The 17,223-nt window shown below is 57.3% G+C and carries 11 protein-coding genes and 4 pseudogenes; 11 read left to right on the top strand and 4 right to left on the bottom strand.

What is annotated here, in order from left to right:
* Positions 1 to 57 precede the first annotated feature (57 nt).
* The 9 genes and pseudogenes from peaA to M1B34_RS27895 all read left to right on the top strand — a co-directional run.
* Positions 58 to 1,605: a quinohemoprotein amine dehydrogenase subunit alpha gene (gene peaA / locus M1B34_RS27930; protein WP_268266817.1), complete on the top strand. Its 1,548-nt coding sequence runs from the start codon at positions 58 to 60 to the stop codon at positions 1,603 to 1,605.
* Between the two features lie 7 nt (positions 1,606 to 1,612).
* Positions 1,613 to 3,046 (top strand): quinohemoprotein amine dehydrogenase maturation protein, encoded by a 1,434-nt coding sequence (gene peaB, locus M1B34_RS27925; RefSeq protein WP_268266816.1) that lies wholly within the window; start codon positions 1,613 to 1,615, stop codon positions 3,044 to 3,046.
* Positions 3,043 to 3,369 carry a quinohemoprotein amine dehydrogenase subunit gamma gene (qhpC, locus tag M1B34_RS27920; protein WP_268266815.1) on the top strand — a complete coding sequence of 109 codons (327 nt, stop codon included), beginning with the start codon at positions 3,043 to 3,045 and terminating at the stop codon, positions 3,367 to 3,369. The genes peaB and qhpC overlap by 4 nt, the downstream gene beginning before the upstream one ends.
* Positions 3,370 to 3,374: 5 nt before the next feature.
* Positions 3,375 to 4,463 (top strand): quinohemoprotein amine dehydrogenase subunit beta, encoded by a 1,089-nt coding sequence (gene peaD / locus M1B34_RS27915; RefSeq protein ID WP_268266814.1) that lies wholly within the window; start codon positions 3,375 to 3,377, stop codon positions 4,461 to 4,463.
* An 11-nt stretch (positions 4,464 to 4,474) separates the two neighbouring features.
* Positions 4,475 to 5,131: a subtilisin-like serine protease QhpE gene (gene qhpE, locus M1B34_RS27910; RefSeq protein ID WP_268266813.1), complete on the top strand. Its 657-nt coding sequence runs from the start codon at positions 4,475 to 4,477 to the stop codon at positions 5,129 to 5,131.
* 49 nt (positions 5,132 to 5,180) lie between these two features.
* Positions 5,181 to 6,461 (top strand): annotated as a pseudogene (locus M1B34_RS34215) (PDC sensor domain-containing protein); the annotation flags it as partial.
* A 102-nt stretch (positions 6,462 to 6,563) separates the two neighbouring features.
* Positions 6,564 to 7,319: a methyl-accepting chemotaxis protein gene (locus M1B34_RS34210; protein WP_425273552.1), complete on the top strand. Its 756-nt coding sequence runs from the start codon at positions 6,564 to 6,566 to the stop codon at positions 7,317 to 7,319.
* Between the two features lie 125 nt (positions 7,320 to 7,444).
* Positions 7,445 to 8,404, top strand: coding sequence for an AraC family transcriptional regulator (locus M1B34_RS27900; RefSeq protein ID WP_268266811.1), 960 nt, complete (start codon positions 7,445 to 7,447; stop codon positions 8,402 to 8,404).
* 110 nt (positions 8,405 to 8,514) lie between these two features.
* Positions 8,515 to 9,199 (top strand): annotated as a pseudogene (locus M1B34_RS27895) (transposase); the annotation flags it as partial.
* 691 nt (positions 9,200 to 9,890) lie between these two features.
* Here the strand turns inward: M1B34_RS27895 and M1B34_RS27890 are convergent.
* From M1B34_RS27890 to M1B34_RS27875, 4 genes and pseudogenes are all read right to left on the bottom strand, one after another.
* Positions 9,891 to 11,048, bottom strand: coding sequence for a DUF4132 domain-containing protein (locus M1B34_RS27890; RefSeq protein WP_268266810.1), 1,158 nt, complete (start codon positions 11,046 to 11,048; stop codon positions 9,891 to 9,893).
* Between the two features lie 109 nt (positions 11,049 to 11,157).
* Positions 11,158 to 11,298 (bottom strand): annotated as a pseudogene (locus M1B34_RS27885) (hypothetical protein); the annotation flags it as partial.
* A 1,554-nt stretch (positions 11,299 to 12,852) separates the two neighbouring features.
* Positions 12,853 to 13,293 (bottom strand): hypothetical protein, encoded by a 441-nt coding sequence (locus M1B34_RS27880; RefSeq protein ID WP_268266809.1) that lies wholly within the window; start codon positions 13,291 to 13,293, stop codon positions 12,853 to 12,855.
* Between the two features lie 102 nt (positions 13,294 to 13,395).
* Positions 13,396 to 14,433, bottom strand: coding sequence for a LacI family DNA-binding transcriptional regulator (locus M1B34_RS27875; protein WP_123334226.1), 1,038 nt, complete (start codon positions 14,431 to 14,433; stop codon positions 13,396 to 13,398).
* Positions 14,434 to 14,643: 210 nt separating this feature from the next.
* Here M1B34_RS27875 and M1B34_RS27870 point away from each other — a divergent pair, with 210 nt between their 5' ends.
* Together M1B34_RS27870 and M1B34_RS27865 are read left to right on the top strand one after the other, a co-directional pair.
* Positions 14,644 to 15,975, top strand: a complete 1,332-nt coding sequence (locus M1B34_RS27870; protein WP_123334224.1) for an MFS transporter — start codon at positions 14,644 to 14,646, stop codon at positions 15,973 to 15,975.
* Between the two features lie 13 nt (positions 15,976 to 15,988).
* Positions 15,989 to 17,223: pseudogene (locus M1B34_RS27865) on the top strand (amidase); the annotation flags it as partial.

Here is a 17,223-nt window from a genome sequence, read left to right as displayed (position 1 = left end):
AAAAAAATAACCAGCAGGGGCTTTGACCCCTGTGAAGAGCCAGAGGAATTCTGATCGATGAAACCACTCCGCCGACTTGCGTTCATCTCATGTAGTACGGTCCTGGCGCTCGCGATAGCCCCGCTCGTGGCTGCCCAGACCGGGGAGCAGGTTTTGAAGACGATGTGCGCCGCTTGTCATATCGCGGCCGACGGGAGTTTCGAACGGATAGACGCCGTGCGTAAAACACCGGAAGCCTGGGATATGACGGTCGTGCGGATGATGCGCAACCATCATGTTCCATTGAGCCCGGACGACCGTACGGCGGTAGTGAGATACCTGGCCCAGACGCGTGGGCTGAGCGTGAAAGAAACGGAGGGGCGTCGCTACATCCTGGAGAAGGAGCCAGTCGCCGTCGATATTGCACCTAACCAAATGATGACTGAAACGTGCTCCAGATGTCACTCGTTCGCCCGAGTCGCATTGCAGCGACGAACGGCTGAGGACTGGGAGAAGCTGCTTAATTTCCACCTTGGTCAGTTCCCGACGCTGGAGCTTCAAGCGCTTGCACGTGACCGGGATTGGTGGACCTCTGTAAACGCAGATGTCCTGCCATTCTTGGCAAAAAACTTTCCTTTGGGTCAGGCGCCAAAAGCCGCCACCGGAACACTGGCAGAGCGTTGGATGCTAGCGGGCCACCAGCCTGGACGTGGTGATTACACCGGGTCGCTTTCATTGAAGGCCGCGCAGGACGGCTATGATGTATCAATGACCCTCGATGACAGAAAGGGCACCAAGACTTACACGGGCCAGGGCGTTCTTCTAGGTGAGGGCGAGTGGCGCGCCACGCTGAGCGACGGTCAGCAGGAGATTCGTCAGGTGCTGGCGCTGAATGCGGACGGATCGCTCACCGGGCGCTGGTTCGAAAAGAAGAATGACGTTATTGGTGGACGTCTTATCGCTTCCCCAGTTGATACCCAGGCTCGGATTCTTTCGGTGAGCCCTTCTTACCTGCGTACCGGTGGTGATAGTGAGATTACGCTTGTCGGGGTGGGCCTGTCAGGTAAGCCGGTGCTCCCGAAAGGCGTCACTGGAACGGTTGTATCTCAGAGTAGTAACAAACTCGTCTTGAAGCTTTCCGCAGAAAAAGCGTTGGGTGCTGTGAAGCTCAGCGTTGGCAAGGCAAGTGCGCCGCTGGTGGTTTTCTCCACGCTTGACCGTGTGGGCGTTGAGCCTGAAATCACGGTCGCACGGGTTGGCGGCAATGGCGGGCCTATCGCGAAGGTTCCTGCGCAGTTTGAAGCGATAGGTTTTCTGAATGGGCCGGACGGCAAGGCCGGCACCGATGACGATATCCGTGTCGGGGCATTTACCGCTTCTTGGGCCGTGGATAACTGGGACGAAGGCGCCGCAAAGATGCAGGACGCCAAGTACGCCGGTTCGATCGAGCAGAGTGGTCGTTTTACCCCAGCGAACGCCGGTCTTAATCCAGAGCGGCCGATGTCTACCAACAACCTGGGCAATCTCAAGGTAATCGCTACCGTTGACGATGACGGCAAACCTCTCCAGGGCGAGGCGCACTTGTATGTCACCGTTCAGCGCTTCGTCGACACTCCTATTCGTTGAGGCTCCTATGACAGCGCTTACTCTTATTCGGCATAACGCACATCAGATCGATGTCGACGGCCATGCCATGATGATGCATGTTCCCAGCAGCAGCCTGTTCGAACTTGATGGGGTTGGCCGCGATGTATATGACCTGTTCAGTCGCTTTGATAGCGTCGACAGCCAGACCATGCGCGACGAACTCGGCGCGCGATATTCTTCAGACAGCCTTGCAGAGTGCGTCAGCAGTTTTATCGACCTGGATATTCTGCGTGAGTTCGGCACCGTCGAGGTGCCTCGCGCTATCGCTAAAGTTGAAGAGATTCCGCTTTCGACCATTGTTCTCAACGTAAACACTGGCTGCAATCTTTCCTGTACCTACTGCTACAAGGAAGACCTCACGACCCCTTCAAAGGGCGTCAAGATGAGTTTCGATGTCGCCAAGGCTTCGTTTGAGATGTTGCTCAAACAAGCCAAGAATCGGGATCAAGTTAACCTGGTTTTTTTCGGAGGTGAGCCACTTTCGAACTATCCGCTCATACGCGAAATGGTGCCCTATGCCGAAGCCCGAGCGGCTGAGGAGGGTAAAAAAATCGATTTTTCGTTGACCACCAACGGTACGCTGTTAACCGAGCCCATGGTTGATTGGCTCAACGAACACCGCTTTGGCCTAACGGTCTCCATGGATGGCCCGAAGGCGATGCACGATGCGAATCGTATTACGGTGGGCGGTAATGGCACTTACGATGTCGTGGCGCGCAAGGTCAAGATGTTGCTCTCACGTTATACCGCGCGCGCGGTCGGTGTCCGTGTGACGCTGACCCGCGGCGTAACCGACGTGCTCGGTATCCATAATCACCTGAAAAACGAGTTAGGGTTTGCCGAAGTGGGATTTGGGCCCGCTACTTCAGGTCCCATCGCATCGTTCAATTTGGATAACGATGCTTTGAAACAGGTGTTCAACGATATGAAGACACTGGGTCGGCGCTATGTTGAGGCTGCGTGTCGTGGCGAAAATATCGGCTTCTCGAATATGCATCAGTTATTGACGGATATTGCTCAGGGCACAAAAAAAGTCGTGCCTTGTGGCGCTGGTTTAGGGTTGCTGGCTGTCGATAAGGATGGCGATCTGCATTTGTGCCATCGCTTCGTCGGGTCTGACCAACCGACGTATGGCAATGTGGATCGTGGCATTGATGTACCCAAGTTGGCGGCCTTTATCGAGGGGGCGCAAGACCGAAGTAGTTTCGGCTGTAAAACCTGCCGGATTCGCTCGATTTGTGCGGGCGGGTGTTATCACGAGTCGTATGCGAAACAAGGTGATCCGTTTGCCCCGGTTTACCACTACTGCGATCTGTTGCGTGACTGGGTTGATTTTGGAATCGAATCTTATGTGCGAATCATGAAAACCAATCCCAGCTTTTTCCGTAATCATATTGAACCCAGGAGCGCCAAATCATGAAACATTTGACCCCCGCCAACGCTAAGGCCAAAGCGTTTGTCGAAGCCCATGCCGAAGGCCGCGAAGAAGAAGTGGTGGCAATGAACGCCCTGGTGGGTTGCTCGACCTCGTTTGACCCCGGATGGGAAATCGATGGTTTTGGTGGTGTTTCCAACCTGTGCCAACCGATGGAAGCGGATTTGTATGCGTGCTCTGATCCTTGCTGGTGGCCAGCACAAGTCCCGGACACGATGTCAACTTATCCTAACTGGGGTAAGGACACTGCGGACCCCACTCAAGATTGGCGTAACTTGAACTCCGTTTTCCCCGAATCCAAGGGCTAATAATAATGACAAAGTCTATTTGCTTCGCGCTGCTATCCGTCGTGGGTGCAATGAGCGCTGCTACCTCTGTATTGGCCAATGATTTCTTGTCGGTGGTGGCTCATCCTGACAAGGTTTTTATTGTCGATATGGATAAACGGAAAATAATAAAAGATTTCGTAGTCGAAAACAGTGGCGCAACGCCAATCGTGTCGGCGGTCAGTCCGGATGCCAAATATGTATATGTCCTAGCTAATGGCAGTCAAAGTGTCATAAAGATTGATATGTCTACGGGGAAAAATGTGCTTCGGCTGGACATGAGCCAGGCCGATGAGCGCGTGTGGGCGACCTGGGGGATGAATCTTTCTCCCGACGGTAAAACCATCGCGGTGTATCAGAACCCGGTTAAACATTTACGTAATGAATTCAAAGTCCAGCCAACGCGGATTGCGTTTTACGATGCGGAAACTTTAAAGTTAAAATTTACAGCGCCGGCTCCGCGTCAAGTTAGCATGGTGATGTACTCGACAGATGGAAAAAAGATTTTTGCGCTAGGCAGGAATATGTACGTCTTTGATGCAGCGTCGGGAAAACAGCTGGATGAATTACCCATTCAGAAATGGTCACAAAAAGAGCATTTTCCTCCGGATGCACTAAATGTCTGGTACCAGTATGACAATTCTCAACTGATGGTAGCGCCGTATTACGTGAAGTTGCGGAATAAGGCCCCGGCCTCTCCAGAGACCTATCAAACGGGGTTGATGACCCTGGATTTGAGAAAAGGCGAGTTGCAGATGAAAGACATAGAGCCGACCCAAACCATCTATTTTTCGATGGCGGCCAGCCCGGATCATAAACGTGCGTATGCCGTGTATAACGTCCTCCAATCGTTTGACCTGGAAAATGGCGGGAAGCCTCTGAAACAACTGAATCTTCCGCATACATTTTACTCTGTGGTGGTCAGTTCCGATAATAAATACGTCTGGATCGGCGGCGCGGGCGGCGACCTGCTTATTTATGACGCCGCGACGTTGGACAAAGTCGGTGAGTTAAAACTGCCAGGTAATGCCAACATGTCTAACAACTCAGCCCTGCGACTGTTCACGGTTCAGTGATGGTCGTTCGCATGGGTGTGATTGACAGCGGAGGGCCTTTGGCGGAAATCGAAGGAGCTCTGGCATTTCGAGCCGATGGGACGGTCGGGACATGCGTCCCAGACCGTCTCGGTCACGGAACGGTAATCGCCTCGGTGATTCGCGACAGCTGCCCCCATGTCGTCATTACCCATGCCCAAGTGTTCGATGAGCGACCTGTCACGACCGCGTTGCAGGTTGCCTTGGCCCTCGATTGGTTTACTTCGCAGCCTCCTGTTCAGCGAGTGGACATTGTCTGTATGAGTTTGGGGTTGGCGGCGGACCGTGCGCTTTTACGCGAGGCTATCTACCGCGCCAATGCACAGAAGATACTGATTGTTGCAGCTAGCCCGGCCCGAGGTGTCGCCTGCTATCCGGCTGGCTACGATGGCGTAATTGGCGGTACTGGAGATTCACGATGCAAGTGGGAGGAGCTCTCGCGCCTGGGCCCGCGATTGTTCGGCGCTTGGAGCAATTCCCCTGAGCAAGGGGGGGAGGGTATGGCCGGTGCCAGCCTGGGCGCCGCCCGGGTAGCCGGGCATTTAGCCAAGGTCATCCTGGAAGAGGGGCGCGGCCTGGAATTCAATGTTGCACTTTCCCTGCTGGGCCGGCGTTGCCATTACGTTGGACGTGAAAAATACATCAGTTAAACAACGTGTTGTTCAAGCGTAACTATCAATCAGGGTGTAGGGAGTATCTATGCGTTTTGCGCGTGTCTCCATTAAATGGAAAATTACGTTATTAGCGGGATTATGTTTGTTGTGCACAGTCGGACTGTTGGTAGGGACTTCGCTGCATCGTATGGATAGTAGTCTTAAGCTGGTCAAGTCAGCGAACTCGCAAATGCTTGAGACGGCTGCCCGTGCACGTATGCAGGCGCGTGGAGAGCAGCAGGCCGAGACCATCCAGCGTTTCTTCTCGGATATTTATAATTACGGCAACCAGTTTAGTCGGCAAGTCCAACAGTTGCGCCAGCAGGCAGCCAAGCATGGTGCCGACCCCCAGGAACTGCGCGAGGACCTGAATCAGTTAGTGCATGATGGCCTCAAAGCCAACCCCTCTATATTGAGTTTGTACGTAGTATTTACCCCGGATGCGCTGGATGGCCAGGACGCGCGTTTTGTAGGAGCGTCAGCGGCCGGCAGTAATGAAAAAGGACGGTTTGCTTCTTACTGGAGCCAAAAAGATTCGGCAGACAGTTACATGGCGGTGCCCGAGAAAATCATTGCAGATATCACTCCCATGTTGGACGGAACGCCATTTAATACGTGGTATAGCTGCCCGGAGCAAACTCTCAGGCCATGCGTTTTGAATCCTTACTTCGACGACACCTCCGGCCAGCCGCTATTGATGACGACCTTGGCGTTTCCATTGATTGAAAAGGGCAAAGTTGTTGCAATCATTGGTGCGGACATCAGCCTGAGCCGTTTGCAGCAACTCAGTCTGAATGGAAGCCGGCAACTCTATGAGGGCAGGGGTACGCTGCAAATAGTGAGCCCAGCAGGACTGCTCGCGGGTGATAGCCACAATCCCGGTGCGCTTGGACGCCCACTTGGAAGCGTCCAGGGCGACGGCGCCAGCCTCTTGACGCTGCTTGGCTCCGGTACATCGCAGACCGTGGATACGGCCGCGAGTCTGCGCATACTCGAGCTACTCAGCGTGATTCCGGAAGCCAAACCGTGGGGGCTGGTGATGGAAGTGCCCCGGGCAGCGTTGCTGGAACCTGCGCTTGCGCTGCATCAACAGCTCGATGAGCGCAGCCTGGACAGTGCCCTTTGGGAGGCTGGCCTTGCCGGCGGCGCGGCTCTGTTAGGCCTGATTGTGCTGTGGCTAACTGCTCGAGGTGTCAGCCGGCCGATTTTAGGGGTGGCTAATATGCTTCGAGATATCGCGAGCGGTGAAGGTGACCTGACCCGGCGTTTGAACTATCAAGGCAGTGATGAGCTGGGGCAATTAGCCGGCTGGTTCAACCGCTTCCTCGACAAGTTGCACCCGATTATTCGTGACGTGAAGGCGTCGGTGCAAGATGCACGTACCACCGCAGACCAGTCTGCGACACTGTCCGAGCAAACCAGTACCGGAATGCAACATCAGTTCAGAGAAATCGAGCAGGTGGCGACAGCCTCTCAGGAAATGAGCGCAACAGCCCATGATGTGGCTAGTAACGCCGCGCAGGCAGCGCAAGCGGCGCGGGGCGCGGAACAAGCGACCTCTGAGGGTCTTGCGGTGATCGAGCGAACCACGCAGATGATCGATGGGCTGGCGAAAGACATGAATCTTGCGGTGCGAGAGGTCGAAGGCCTGGCTACCAGTAGTGGGCAAATAGGTTCTGTGCTGGAAGTCATCCGGGCGATCGCCGAGCAAACCAACCTGTTGGCGCTGAATGCGGCCATTGAAGCCGCACGGGCTGGGGATGCCGGTCGCGGCTTCGCGGTCGTTGCCGATGAAGTGCGCGGGCTGGCAAAGCGAACCCAGGACTCTGTCGAGGAAGTCCGAGTGGTGATCGAGACGTTGCAGCGCGGTACGCGTGAAGTGGTCAACGCGATGAACACCAGTCACCACCAGGTCCAAGGCAGTGCAGAACAGGTCTTGCAAGCGGTGACCGCATTGCAGCGCATAAGCGGAGCGGTTTCGATCATCAACGATATGAACCTGCAAATTGCCAGCGCAGCAGAGGAGCAGAGCGCAGTGGCTGAGGAGGTGAATCGCAATGTGGCGTCTATTCGTGATGTCACCGAGTCGCTGTCTGATCAATCGAAGAAAACCGCGCAGATCAGCCAATCATTGAATCAGTTGGCCAACCATCAGCAAGGCCTTATGGCACAGTTTAAGGTCTGAAATGAATTTGATCCCTATTTGTATTGGTATTAGATCCGATCGTGGTCGAGAATCAAGAGACACTGTCTGAGTTCATCCTTGCTGCAATGCTTTAAGCCTGATTGAAAAATATAAGAGTGACCGCCATGAATATGCCCCTGCTAAGCTCGCGGAGCGAGGTGTTCAAGAACGCTGACCCCCATGCCGTCTCCGGCTATGTGAATCAGCATGTCGGGAGCCACTGCATTCAACTGCCGCGCAAGACTACAGCCCACGCGCAGTTGAGCCATCGAAAATTCGCCAGTCTAGACCTATGCCGTATCAGCTATGGCTCCAGCGTACGTGTTGTGTCCGATGCACTGGAGGACATTTTTCATTTGCAGGTCCTGTTGCGCGGCGACTGCCTGTGGCGAAGCCCGGCTGGAGTACATCATTTGGTCCCGGGAGAATTGCTGCTGATCAATCCCGATGATCCGGTTGACCTTACGTATTCTCACGATTGTGAAAAATTCATTCTGAAAGTGCCCTCCAGATTGCTTGAGTCGATCTGCCAGGAGCAGCGCTGGTTGTACCCGCGCGAAGGGATCCGCTTCCTGCAACAACGCTACGCTCTGGACCAACTGCAGGCGCTTGTACCTTTACTGGCTACCATCTGCACTGAGGCCGAGGACGGCGCTGCTTTGGCCCGGGTTCAGGAACACTATGCGCATATCGTCGCCAGCAAGATGTTGACCCTGATGCGCAACAACGTACTGCGCGAACACCTGGGTTGTTCCAACAGTACGTTCGATCGTCTGGTGGACTACATCAACCGTAACCTCCAGCAGGACATCAGCGTTCAGAGCCTGGCCGACCAGGCGCAACTGAGCGTGCGTTCGTTATACGCATTGTTTGAAAAACACATGCATACCACGCCGCAACGTTTCATTCGTGAGCAGAAGTTGTCACGCATTCATGCGTGCCTTGTCGACCCCAACTGCAATGTACGCAGTGTCACCGAAATGGCTCTGGATTACGGCTTCGTCCATTTGGGCAGGTTTGCCGAACAATATCGTCACCAGTTTACCGAGTTGCCTTCCGATACCTTGAAACGTCGTGGGCAGTAAATGGCCGTTGTTTGAGCCCTGAAGGCGAAATGGCGGGTATCGAGCACTGAGAGGGTGTAGATAAAATAAACTAAAGTTATCATTTCTTCTGCCTGGACTGACTCGAAGTCATGCCTAGAGCCGGACGCCCACCCGCGATTGCCGCAGAGCAGTACCCAGTGCTAGTCAAGCTCGCACAAGCCCATCCCTTCTCCAGCCAAGCTGAATTAGCGGACACATTCCATGCTCAAACGGGTATCACCACTCATCCCTACACGTTTGCAAAAGCCTTGAAGTTGGCGGGAATTACACGCATAAAACAGCGCGCTAAGGGCAGCTTCGTGTCACCCGAACCTCGCAAGTCCTAAGGCTACGCTGCCACGCGAGTTTCCTCACTGGGACAATGTTTACAAGACCTTCCGCCGGTGGAGTACACAAGGCAAATTTGAGCAGATGCATGATCGTTTGCGTGCGCAATGGCGGGACAGGGAAGATCGTGATAGCGCTCCATCAGCGGCTATCTTGGATTCCCAATCGACCCGTAGCTCCCCCCCCCAAGGCGGGGACAGTGGTTTCGACGCCGGGAAGAAGGTGAAGGGGCGCAAGCGAAGTCTGATAGTCGATACGCTGGGCTTGCTTCTGGCGTTGAGTATCAGCGCAGCCAGTGTGCAGGATCGCGACGCAGCGGATGACGCAGTGGCTTACACAAAGGACAAATACCCTTCATTGAACACACTCTTCGTCGATAGTTCCTACGCGGGAAAGTGGGCTCAGCGCATGCGTCAAACGCACGCGGTCGACGTTCAAGTGGGCCGCTTTACTCTCGACGGAAAAATTACCTCGCTGATGATCTGCTTATTGATCTCAACGCGAGTCTCATCTTGGATCTGCCGCAATCGGTCATGCTGGGCTTAGGCTCCACCCACGCCGCGACAGTAGACCGGATACTTTTGCTGTCGAATGTCTGCCGATAGCCGTTGGTTGTGAGTTGACCGGTGAGTGGGGGAGGTTGAGGCGTCTTTTTGGCGGTGACTCATCTACTGTTGATCCTGCACAATTGCCACCGCCACCTTGATGATCGTTCGTCCATTGGCTATGGGTAGAATCCAATAGCCTTGCTTAGAACTGCTCCATTTTTTGCTCTTGAAACGCCCCAAAAACAAGTCCAGAATTGAGTCTTTTCCTGCTTCGGAAAAAAAGAAAACCCTTAAATTTCAATGGGTCGGACGCTAGATGCGAGTCTCGTTTCCCGCTCCAAACATAGCGCTGCATATTTCAACTGAAGTGTGTAGCGATCGCAAAAAGGACCTTCGGGTCCTTTTTTCGTTTCTGCAAGATTCTCTCGAAACGACGGCCAGCCACGATTTTTAGTGCATGGATTTTGCACTGGGTAGATTGCTGTGTTGTGGTCCTTGCCTCGCTGGAAACCCACGTTCGCGGCCACCTTTATTCGTTGCGGCGGGAAACACGTTAATCCAGCACGCATTCAGCGCCTCGAACGCCAGCATCAGCCACCGCGCTGTATCTGCTCCAGTATCAGGCTGTCGGTGATGTTCAGGTCGTCCAGCAGCAGGAACATCTTGCTCAGCACCTCGGCCATCTTCTGGTCGGTGTCGGCGAACGGCAGGTAGAGCTCCGTGAAGCGCCTGCTTGCGGGCACGGTGCACAGGTAGTTGCCGGGTTCGATATGGATGGCTGCACTGCCCAGGTGAATGCGGTAGTTGGCACGCTGGCCGGTAATGTGCAGAAAATGCCCTTCACATCGTACGTTTCGCAGCCCTAGGCCCTGAATCAATTCGTCGACCAGTTCGGCGCGTCGTTGCAGGGTTTCGTTGCTGGTGCTGTAGCCGTCTGCGGCGTGGGCCACGGAGACCAGCAGGTCGGCGTCACGCATGACTTCCGAGAACAGCAGCGGCGGCACTTGCTCAAGGGGTATGGCTTTCTGGTCGCGGTAGAAGGCAATGCTGTCGAAGGTAAAGTGTTCTGTTTCCGAGAGGTAATGGCCGGTATCCAGAAAGTTGAACAGGGCGTAAATGCCGTGTTCTTTGCTTTCGTAATAGATGTCCTCGACGCTTGAGGTCGACCAGTTGCGGACCTGCAGCAAGCGGGCGGCTACTTTGCTTTTCAGGCGGTGGCCGGCAAATCGGTTGGACCACAGGCCGGTGTCTCGCTCGGCAGGTGTCAGCAGGTACAGCTCGCGAAAGGCTTGTTTGAACGGCTGCACGCGGCGATGGCTCACCACTTCTTTCTGCCAGGCTGACAGTTGTCCTGCCGTGAACAGATGAAATGGGTGAGCAATACGCAGGTTCTTTTTCGCCACGTGTTGGCGGCCTTCAAGGTCTGTCACTGTCAGCGTTGCGGCATCGAGCCAGCCCAGCGTCGCGTCGTCGGCCTGCACGATCAGTTGTTCCAGCAGCAGGCGCACCGCGGGCATTTTCAACAGCGGCTTCAGCTCGTCCAGCGTCAGGGTTTCGCCGCTGCTCATCATCGCTTCCAGGGTGCGGCAGAAGCGTGCGATCTGTTCCTTGAGCTGGGTCTGCTGGGTTTTGAGGGCGACAAAATCTGGGCTTTTGCGAATTGCAGGCGGCGCGGTTTTTGAGGGGCTTTCCGGCTTTGCTGATGTGCAACGTGGGCGACAAGCCGTCGATGACCAGCGTGACGTCATAGCCATCGATGGTGGCGGTCGTCAGGGCGGATTCGGCGATCTCCGATTCCATGGCCCATTCCAGGCGCATCGCCGAGGGGTAACCGGCGACACGCGCCAGGTTTGCCAGCCCTGCCTGCACCGCTGCGTGGGAGTTGGCCTGTCGTTCAGCGCCGTATTTGCGCACCTCTTTGTGCAGTTTCTTCAGCGTCAGATAGCGCTGGCGTACGTCGTCCGAATCCGTGACGGGCAGTACGCCATAGATGCGCATTGCCGCCTGTGCGTGGCGGGTCAATTTCTTTTCCAGCGCCGGTCGACCGATGCCCTGGTAGGCGTCGAGCAGCACACGTGTCTCGGGAAACGCCCAGTGCGAGTGTTCGAGTGCCGCGAGGTACTCGCACAGGTGGTCGGGGTCGGCCTCGGTCAGCGCCTTGTCCAGCAGGTAGCGGTCCACCACGCCCACGCTTTCATCCTGTGTATTGGGTAGGTCGGTGCCCCAGCCGGACTGAGGTGCCAAGGCAATGTTCAGGTACTCGCGCTGGAAGGCTTGCAGATCACTCCAGCCGAGCGCGTCGAGCACCACTCGGCTGGCTTGTCCGGCGTAGGGCAGGGCGGTCAGAAGGGTATTTCTTGAAAAACCGCTCAGTGCCGCCAGTAGCTCTGCCGATTGGTCTTTGGGCAATTCCTGAAGCAACAGGAAGCGTTCGAGCACCGCTGCCGTATCCCCGAAGCGGTCGAAGAAGTTGTCTGGCGTCATGCCCAGTCGTTCGATGACTGCCAGGGCCTGCAACAACCAGCGGGTCTGATAGACCTCGACCGAACGGAAGGTGTCGGCCAGCTTCTCGGCGTTATCGGGCAACCCAGCCAGGGCGTCCTCGACATAACGTGCGGTGAAGTTCGCCAGTTCAGGGGGCACTGCAGCGTCTTCTTCAGTGAGGGCGTCATCACTCTGGGACGATTCATCATCGACGCCTTGGTCTTCCGGTGCCTCGTCGTTTGCATCGTCCTCGTCGAAGGCGTCCTCGGCGTACCGATTCAGGTCCACGTCATTGCTGTCCAACCCGGTGTCGTCTGAATGGAACATCATGGCGCGGCCCCAGGTATTGGCCGCCCGGACGAAGCGAGGGTAATCGAGGCGGCCCGCTTCCAGCAGGCCCAGCGCGATGCGCTCGATTTCCTTGTGCGCGTAAATGTAGGCATCGGCGACTTTCCGTCGTTCTCCGTCATGCAGCGAAGAGGGCTGCTCGCGGTTCCAGCTGCCGTCCAGCAGCCATTCGGCAAAGGTCTGCCAGGCCGGGGTGGGCGGGTAATGGCTCAGGCGATTAATGCAGTCCTGAACGTCAGGGAAGGCCCAGGCCTGGTCTGGGCTTCTGCGGTAGTAGGCCGGGCCGTCGTCGTCAGTGGGCAATGGATAGTCACTGTCCTCGAAGGCAAATTGCAGCATGTGCTGCAGCCGCGCGCAGATCTGCTCCAGTGCATAGGCGTCCGGGTGAGCAGTGATCCACGCGTCGCAGAGTTGATATTGCAGGCCATAGCGCCGTTGATCGCGGTGATCTTCCAGGTCGTCCCAAACGGTCGGGAACACAAAACCATCAGCCAGTGCCTTGGCTCCATCCTCGGGATGCTGCCTGACCCAGTCATCGGCGATGCGCAGGAGCTTGGAGTCGTCCCAGACATCGAGCTCGGACTCTTCATCTCGGTCGGGCTCGCGATAGGCATCCAGCGCGCTATCACAAAATGCGCGCAGCGCAGCGAGGCGTGTGGCTTGTTCGGGCACAGGACGGCGTGATTGCATGAGGGTATCCGAGGAAGTGAACGACGAGGGTCAACCGCCAATCAGCGGCACCAGGCGGACAAACGCGAGCGTGGAGGGGGGGCTTAACTCGATTGACTCATCGAGCCGTTGCAGCATGACGCCGTTGTGCAGAACGCGGAACGCCCGGGTTTCAAAACCCTTCAAGGCCCGCTCGACCTCAACGCCGACATCGAGGTCTGGAGGCGTGATGGCCTGCGGCATGACCACCGCGCCTTGACGGGCTTGCTGAAGAACGTCCCGCTCGCTCAGGTATTGGCGGTCGAGCACTTCACGCACCGACAGGTGTTCCAGCCAATGCTGGACCGACAGCGCGGCGATCTGTTCGGCAACGGTCAGGCGAATGAGCTCGGCGACCGTCAAGGTCAATGAGGTGGGTGTGAGGGTGACAGGGGGCAGCAAAGGCTCTTGGCGCGCGCCTTTCAGGCAGTAGCTATGAACCACGAGTTCCATGACGCATTCCTTGCAAGCCAGGCCCGCCGGGCGGATGGGGCCTTAGCATATCCCTGTCTGCAACAAACTGCATCGCGTTGTGCGCTCGGGCGAAGTCGCCCTTCAGGCCGTGCGATGCAACAGCGAGGAGCTCGCTCGCACCTGCAATTGCGGGGCGAGGATGATCGACTCGGCGGGCTCGCCCTTGATGCGCTTGTGCAGCAACTCCACCGCATGCAGGCCCATCTGCGCCAGTGGGAGGCGCACGCTGGTCAGTGGCACGAACAGTTCTTTGGCCAGCGGGATGTCGTTGAAGCCCACCACGGCAATGTCCTTGCCTGGTTCCAGTCCCTTGTCACGCGCCGCGCCCATCAGGCCGATGGCCAGGAAGTCGTTGACCGCGAAAAACGCCTGTGGGGCCGGGGTGAGCCCCAGCAGGTACTCGCCTTGCTTGTGCCCGGTGAGGCTGTCAAAAGGGCCATTGAGGATCCACTCCGGGCGCAGGGTGATGCCTTGCTCACGGTAATAACGGATGAACCCACGGGTACGGTCTGCCCCGGTGGAGGCGTGCCGTTCGCCTGCCAATATCGCCACCTCGCGGCAGCCCTGTTGGTACAGGTGTTCGGCCGCCAGCCAGCCACCCGTTTCGTCGTCGCTGCCCGCCGTCAAGTGCCCGGCAATCTGGCGGCTGACGAGGACGTAGGGAATGTGTTTGCGTTTAAGCAGGTCAAGCAGTGGCTGGGTCTCACCCACGTGGGAGTCACCCACGATCAGGCCGGCCACCGAGCGGCGCAAGGCGTGCTCGGCACGGGCCATTTGGCGCACCTGTTGGTCGTCGGTGTTGGAGACAAACGTGAGATAGCCCGCTTGCTCGGCCGCGCTGTCGATGCTGTCGTAAATGGTCGCCATCACCAGGTCGGTGAGGCGCGGCATAAGTACGCAGATTTCCTGGCTTTTACGCAGTTTCAGGTTGGATGCCTGCGTGTTTGGCCGGTAATCCAGCTCTTTGGCCAGCGCACGAATACGTGCCACCACTTCGGTCGACGCCGCTCTTTCGACCCCCGCCGGGTCGCCGTTGAGCACCCGAGACACCGTCGAGACGTGTACCCCGAGCGCGGTCGCCATGGACTTCAGTGTGGCGGGACGAGATTGATTCGGCATGTCTGAGAGGCTTCCAACCGTCTGTTTTCTTGCGCGCGATTCTATCCCAATCGATGCGCCAGCCCTCGAAATAAAACTTTACCCAAACGATTGACTAACACTTTTTCAGTCTCTACATTTCGACAACCCAAACGTTTGGGTAAAACAATAAAAATACGCCGGACGCGGCCGATTTTTTGACTTCTGCCATCATTTGAAGAGTCAGATCCTATGAACAGTCCCGCTATCCCGCGTTTCCGCTACCAGATTTTCTTCCTGATCATGCTCATGGCGTTGCTCAACTACATTGACCGCGGCGCGATTTCCTATGCCTCGGCGAGCATTCTTCCGGAGTACGGCTTCGACAAGGCTGACTGGGGCAATGTCTTGGGCTTCTTCGGTTACGGCTACATCCTCGGGGCGCTGATCGGCGGCATCCTGGCCGATCGTTTTGGCGCCAAGCGCATCTGGCTGATTGCCGGTGGCACCTGGTCGATCTTCGAGATCGCCACCGCCTTTGCAGGCGACCTGGGGCTCGCGTTCATGGGGGGCTCGGCCATGGCCGGTTTCGCCACCATTCGCGTTTTGTTTGGTTTTGCCGAAGGCCCGGCCTATTCGGTGATCAACAAGAGCGTCGCCAACTGGGCCACGCCCAAGGAGCGCGGCTTCGTGGTTTCCGTCGGCTTGCTGAGCACACCGCTCGGGGCACTGCTGACGGCACCGGTGGCGGTGGGCCTGCAAACCCTGACCGGCGACTGGCGCAGCATGTTCGTGGTACTGGGCGTGGTCAGCCTGGCACTGCTGATTTTCTTTATGACGCGCTTCACCAACACCCCTGATGAGAACCCGCGGATGTCCAAGGCCGAACGTGAGTTCCTGCGGCAGGAGCGTGCCGCGGCAACCTACGCTTCGCCTCCTGGCAGCAGCGTTACGCCGGTGTGGCATTTCTTCAAGAACAAGGACCTGTTGCTCAACGCGGTCGGTTACTTCTCGTTCGTGTACGTGACGTTCCTGTTGCTCACCTGGACGCCCAAATACCTGCAGGACGAGTTTCACTACAACCTGTCGTCGCTGTGGTACATGGGCATGATCCCGTGGACCGGCGCCTGTTTCACCGTGTTGCTGGGCGGCAAGATATCCGACCTGCTGCTACGCCGCACCGGCAACCTGAAAGTGGCGCGTAGCTGGCTGGCCGCGACCTGCCTGCTGTTGACCACGCTGTGTTTCATCCTGGTTTCGCAGGCCCAGACCGTCTGGGGCGTGATTGCCCTGATGACCGTGGCCAACGCCCTCAATGCACTGCCGAACTCTGTTTACTGGGCTGTGGTGATCGATACTGCGCCGTCCAACCGAGTCGGCGCCTACAGCGGCATGACGCACTTCATCGCCAACACCGCTTCGTTTATCGCGCCGATGCTGACCGGCTACCTGACCGTGCGCTACGGCTACTCGTCGATGTTCGTGGCGGCGGCGGTGGCCACTGCGCTGGGTATGAGCGCGATGCTGATGGTGCGTCCCGGCAGTCGCAACGTTGCCCTTTCCCCTACACCCGCAGTGGTTTGATGGAGTTGTTTGTATGAGCCTGGCGAAGCCTACCCACGCGGGTTATTTTTTCGGTCAATCGGTCATTGAATTGGCCCAGCGCCTTCGCGCGGGCAGCCTGACCAGTGTCGAGCTGACGCAGGCCGCCCTGGATAGCATCGAGCGCCTGAATCCGATCCTGAATGCCTTCGTTTGCGTCGATGCGCCTGTGGCGCTGGCCCAGGCGCGCAAGGCCGATGAGTTGTTCGATCAGGGCCTGGACCTGGGGCCGTTGCACGGTATTCCCGTGGCGGTCAAAGACAACATCGATACGTTCGATTACGTCACCACGTACGGTTCGGCGCACTTCGCAGGCTTCCAACCCGAACACGATGCCTTGTGTGTGAAGCGTTTGCGTGAGGCGGGCGCGGTGATAATCGGCAAGACCCTGACCCATGAATTCGCCTACGGGCCGACGGGCGATCGCTCACTGCAGGGCGCTGCGCGCAACCCTTGGGACGCCCGTTGCATCACCGGCGGCTCCAGCGCCGGCAGTGCCGCGGCGGTCGCCAGCGGCATGGTCCCCTTGGCGCTGGGCACCGATACCGGCGGGTCGATCCGTATTCCTTCGGCCCTGTGTGGCGCGGTCGGTTTCAAGCCGTCGTTTGCTTGCGTGCCGATCGAGGGTGTATTCCCGCTGGCGTCGAGCCTCGACCACGTGGGCCCTATCGCCAACCACGTCGAGGATGCGCGCCTGTTGTTTGAGGTCATCGCCGGGCGGACGTGTGCGCCGTTGGCCAACCCCCGACCGTTGCGGGTGGGCTGGATCACTTCCGGTAGCTTCGGCCCGGTAGACGTGGAAGTGGATCGCCAGGTGTACCAGGCGGCGCAACAGCTGTTTGGCGAAGGCCTGCAACAGGTCGACGAGCTGCAACACCTGTCGGCCGACATGAAAGAGACCCTGCTGATGCTGCAGCGCGCCGAGGCCTACGACGTACACGCCGAGCGCATGCAGCATGCACCGCATAAGTTCGAGGACGAGGTGCGCGAGCGCCTCGAGTTGTCGCGTGAAGTCAGGGGTTGGCAATACATCCGCGCACAGTCCAGCCAGGCACGGCTCAAGGCCGCGTGATGGCGCAGGTGTTCGTAGCCGCTTATGACGTCCTGGTTCTGCCCAGTGTGCCGATCACTGCGTACAGCGGTGGATGCGCGTGAGGTCAGGGTCGGTGAGGAGACATTGATGTGCGCGCTGCCGTGCTCAGCCACACCAGTGCCTGGAACCTCATCGGG

The sequence above is a fragment of the Pseudomonas morbosilactucae genome, assembly GCF_023241715.1.
In the GTDB taxonomy this organism is placed as follows: Bacteria; Pseudomonadota; Gammaproteobacteria; order Pseudomonadales; family Pseudomonadaceae; genus Aquipseudomonas; species Aquipseudomonas morbosilactucae.
The sequence above is the reverse complement of the archived record's forward strand: the minus strand, read 5'-3'. Positions and strand labels throughout refer to the sequence as shown.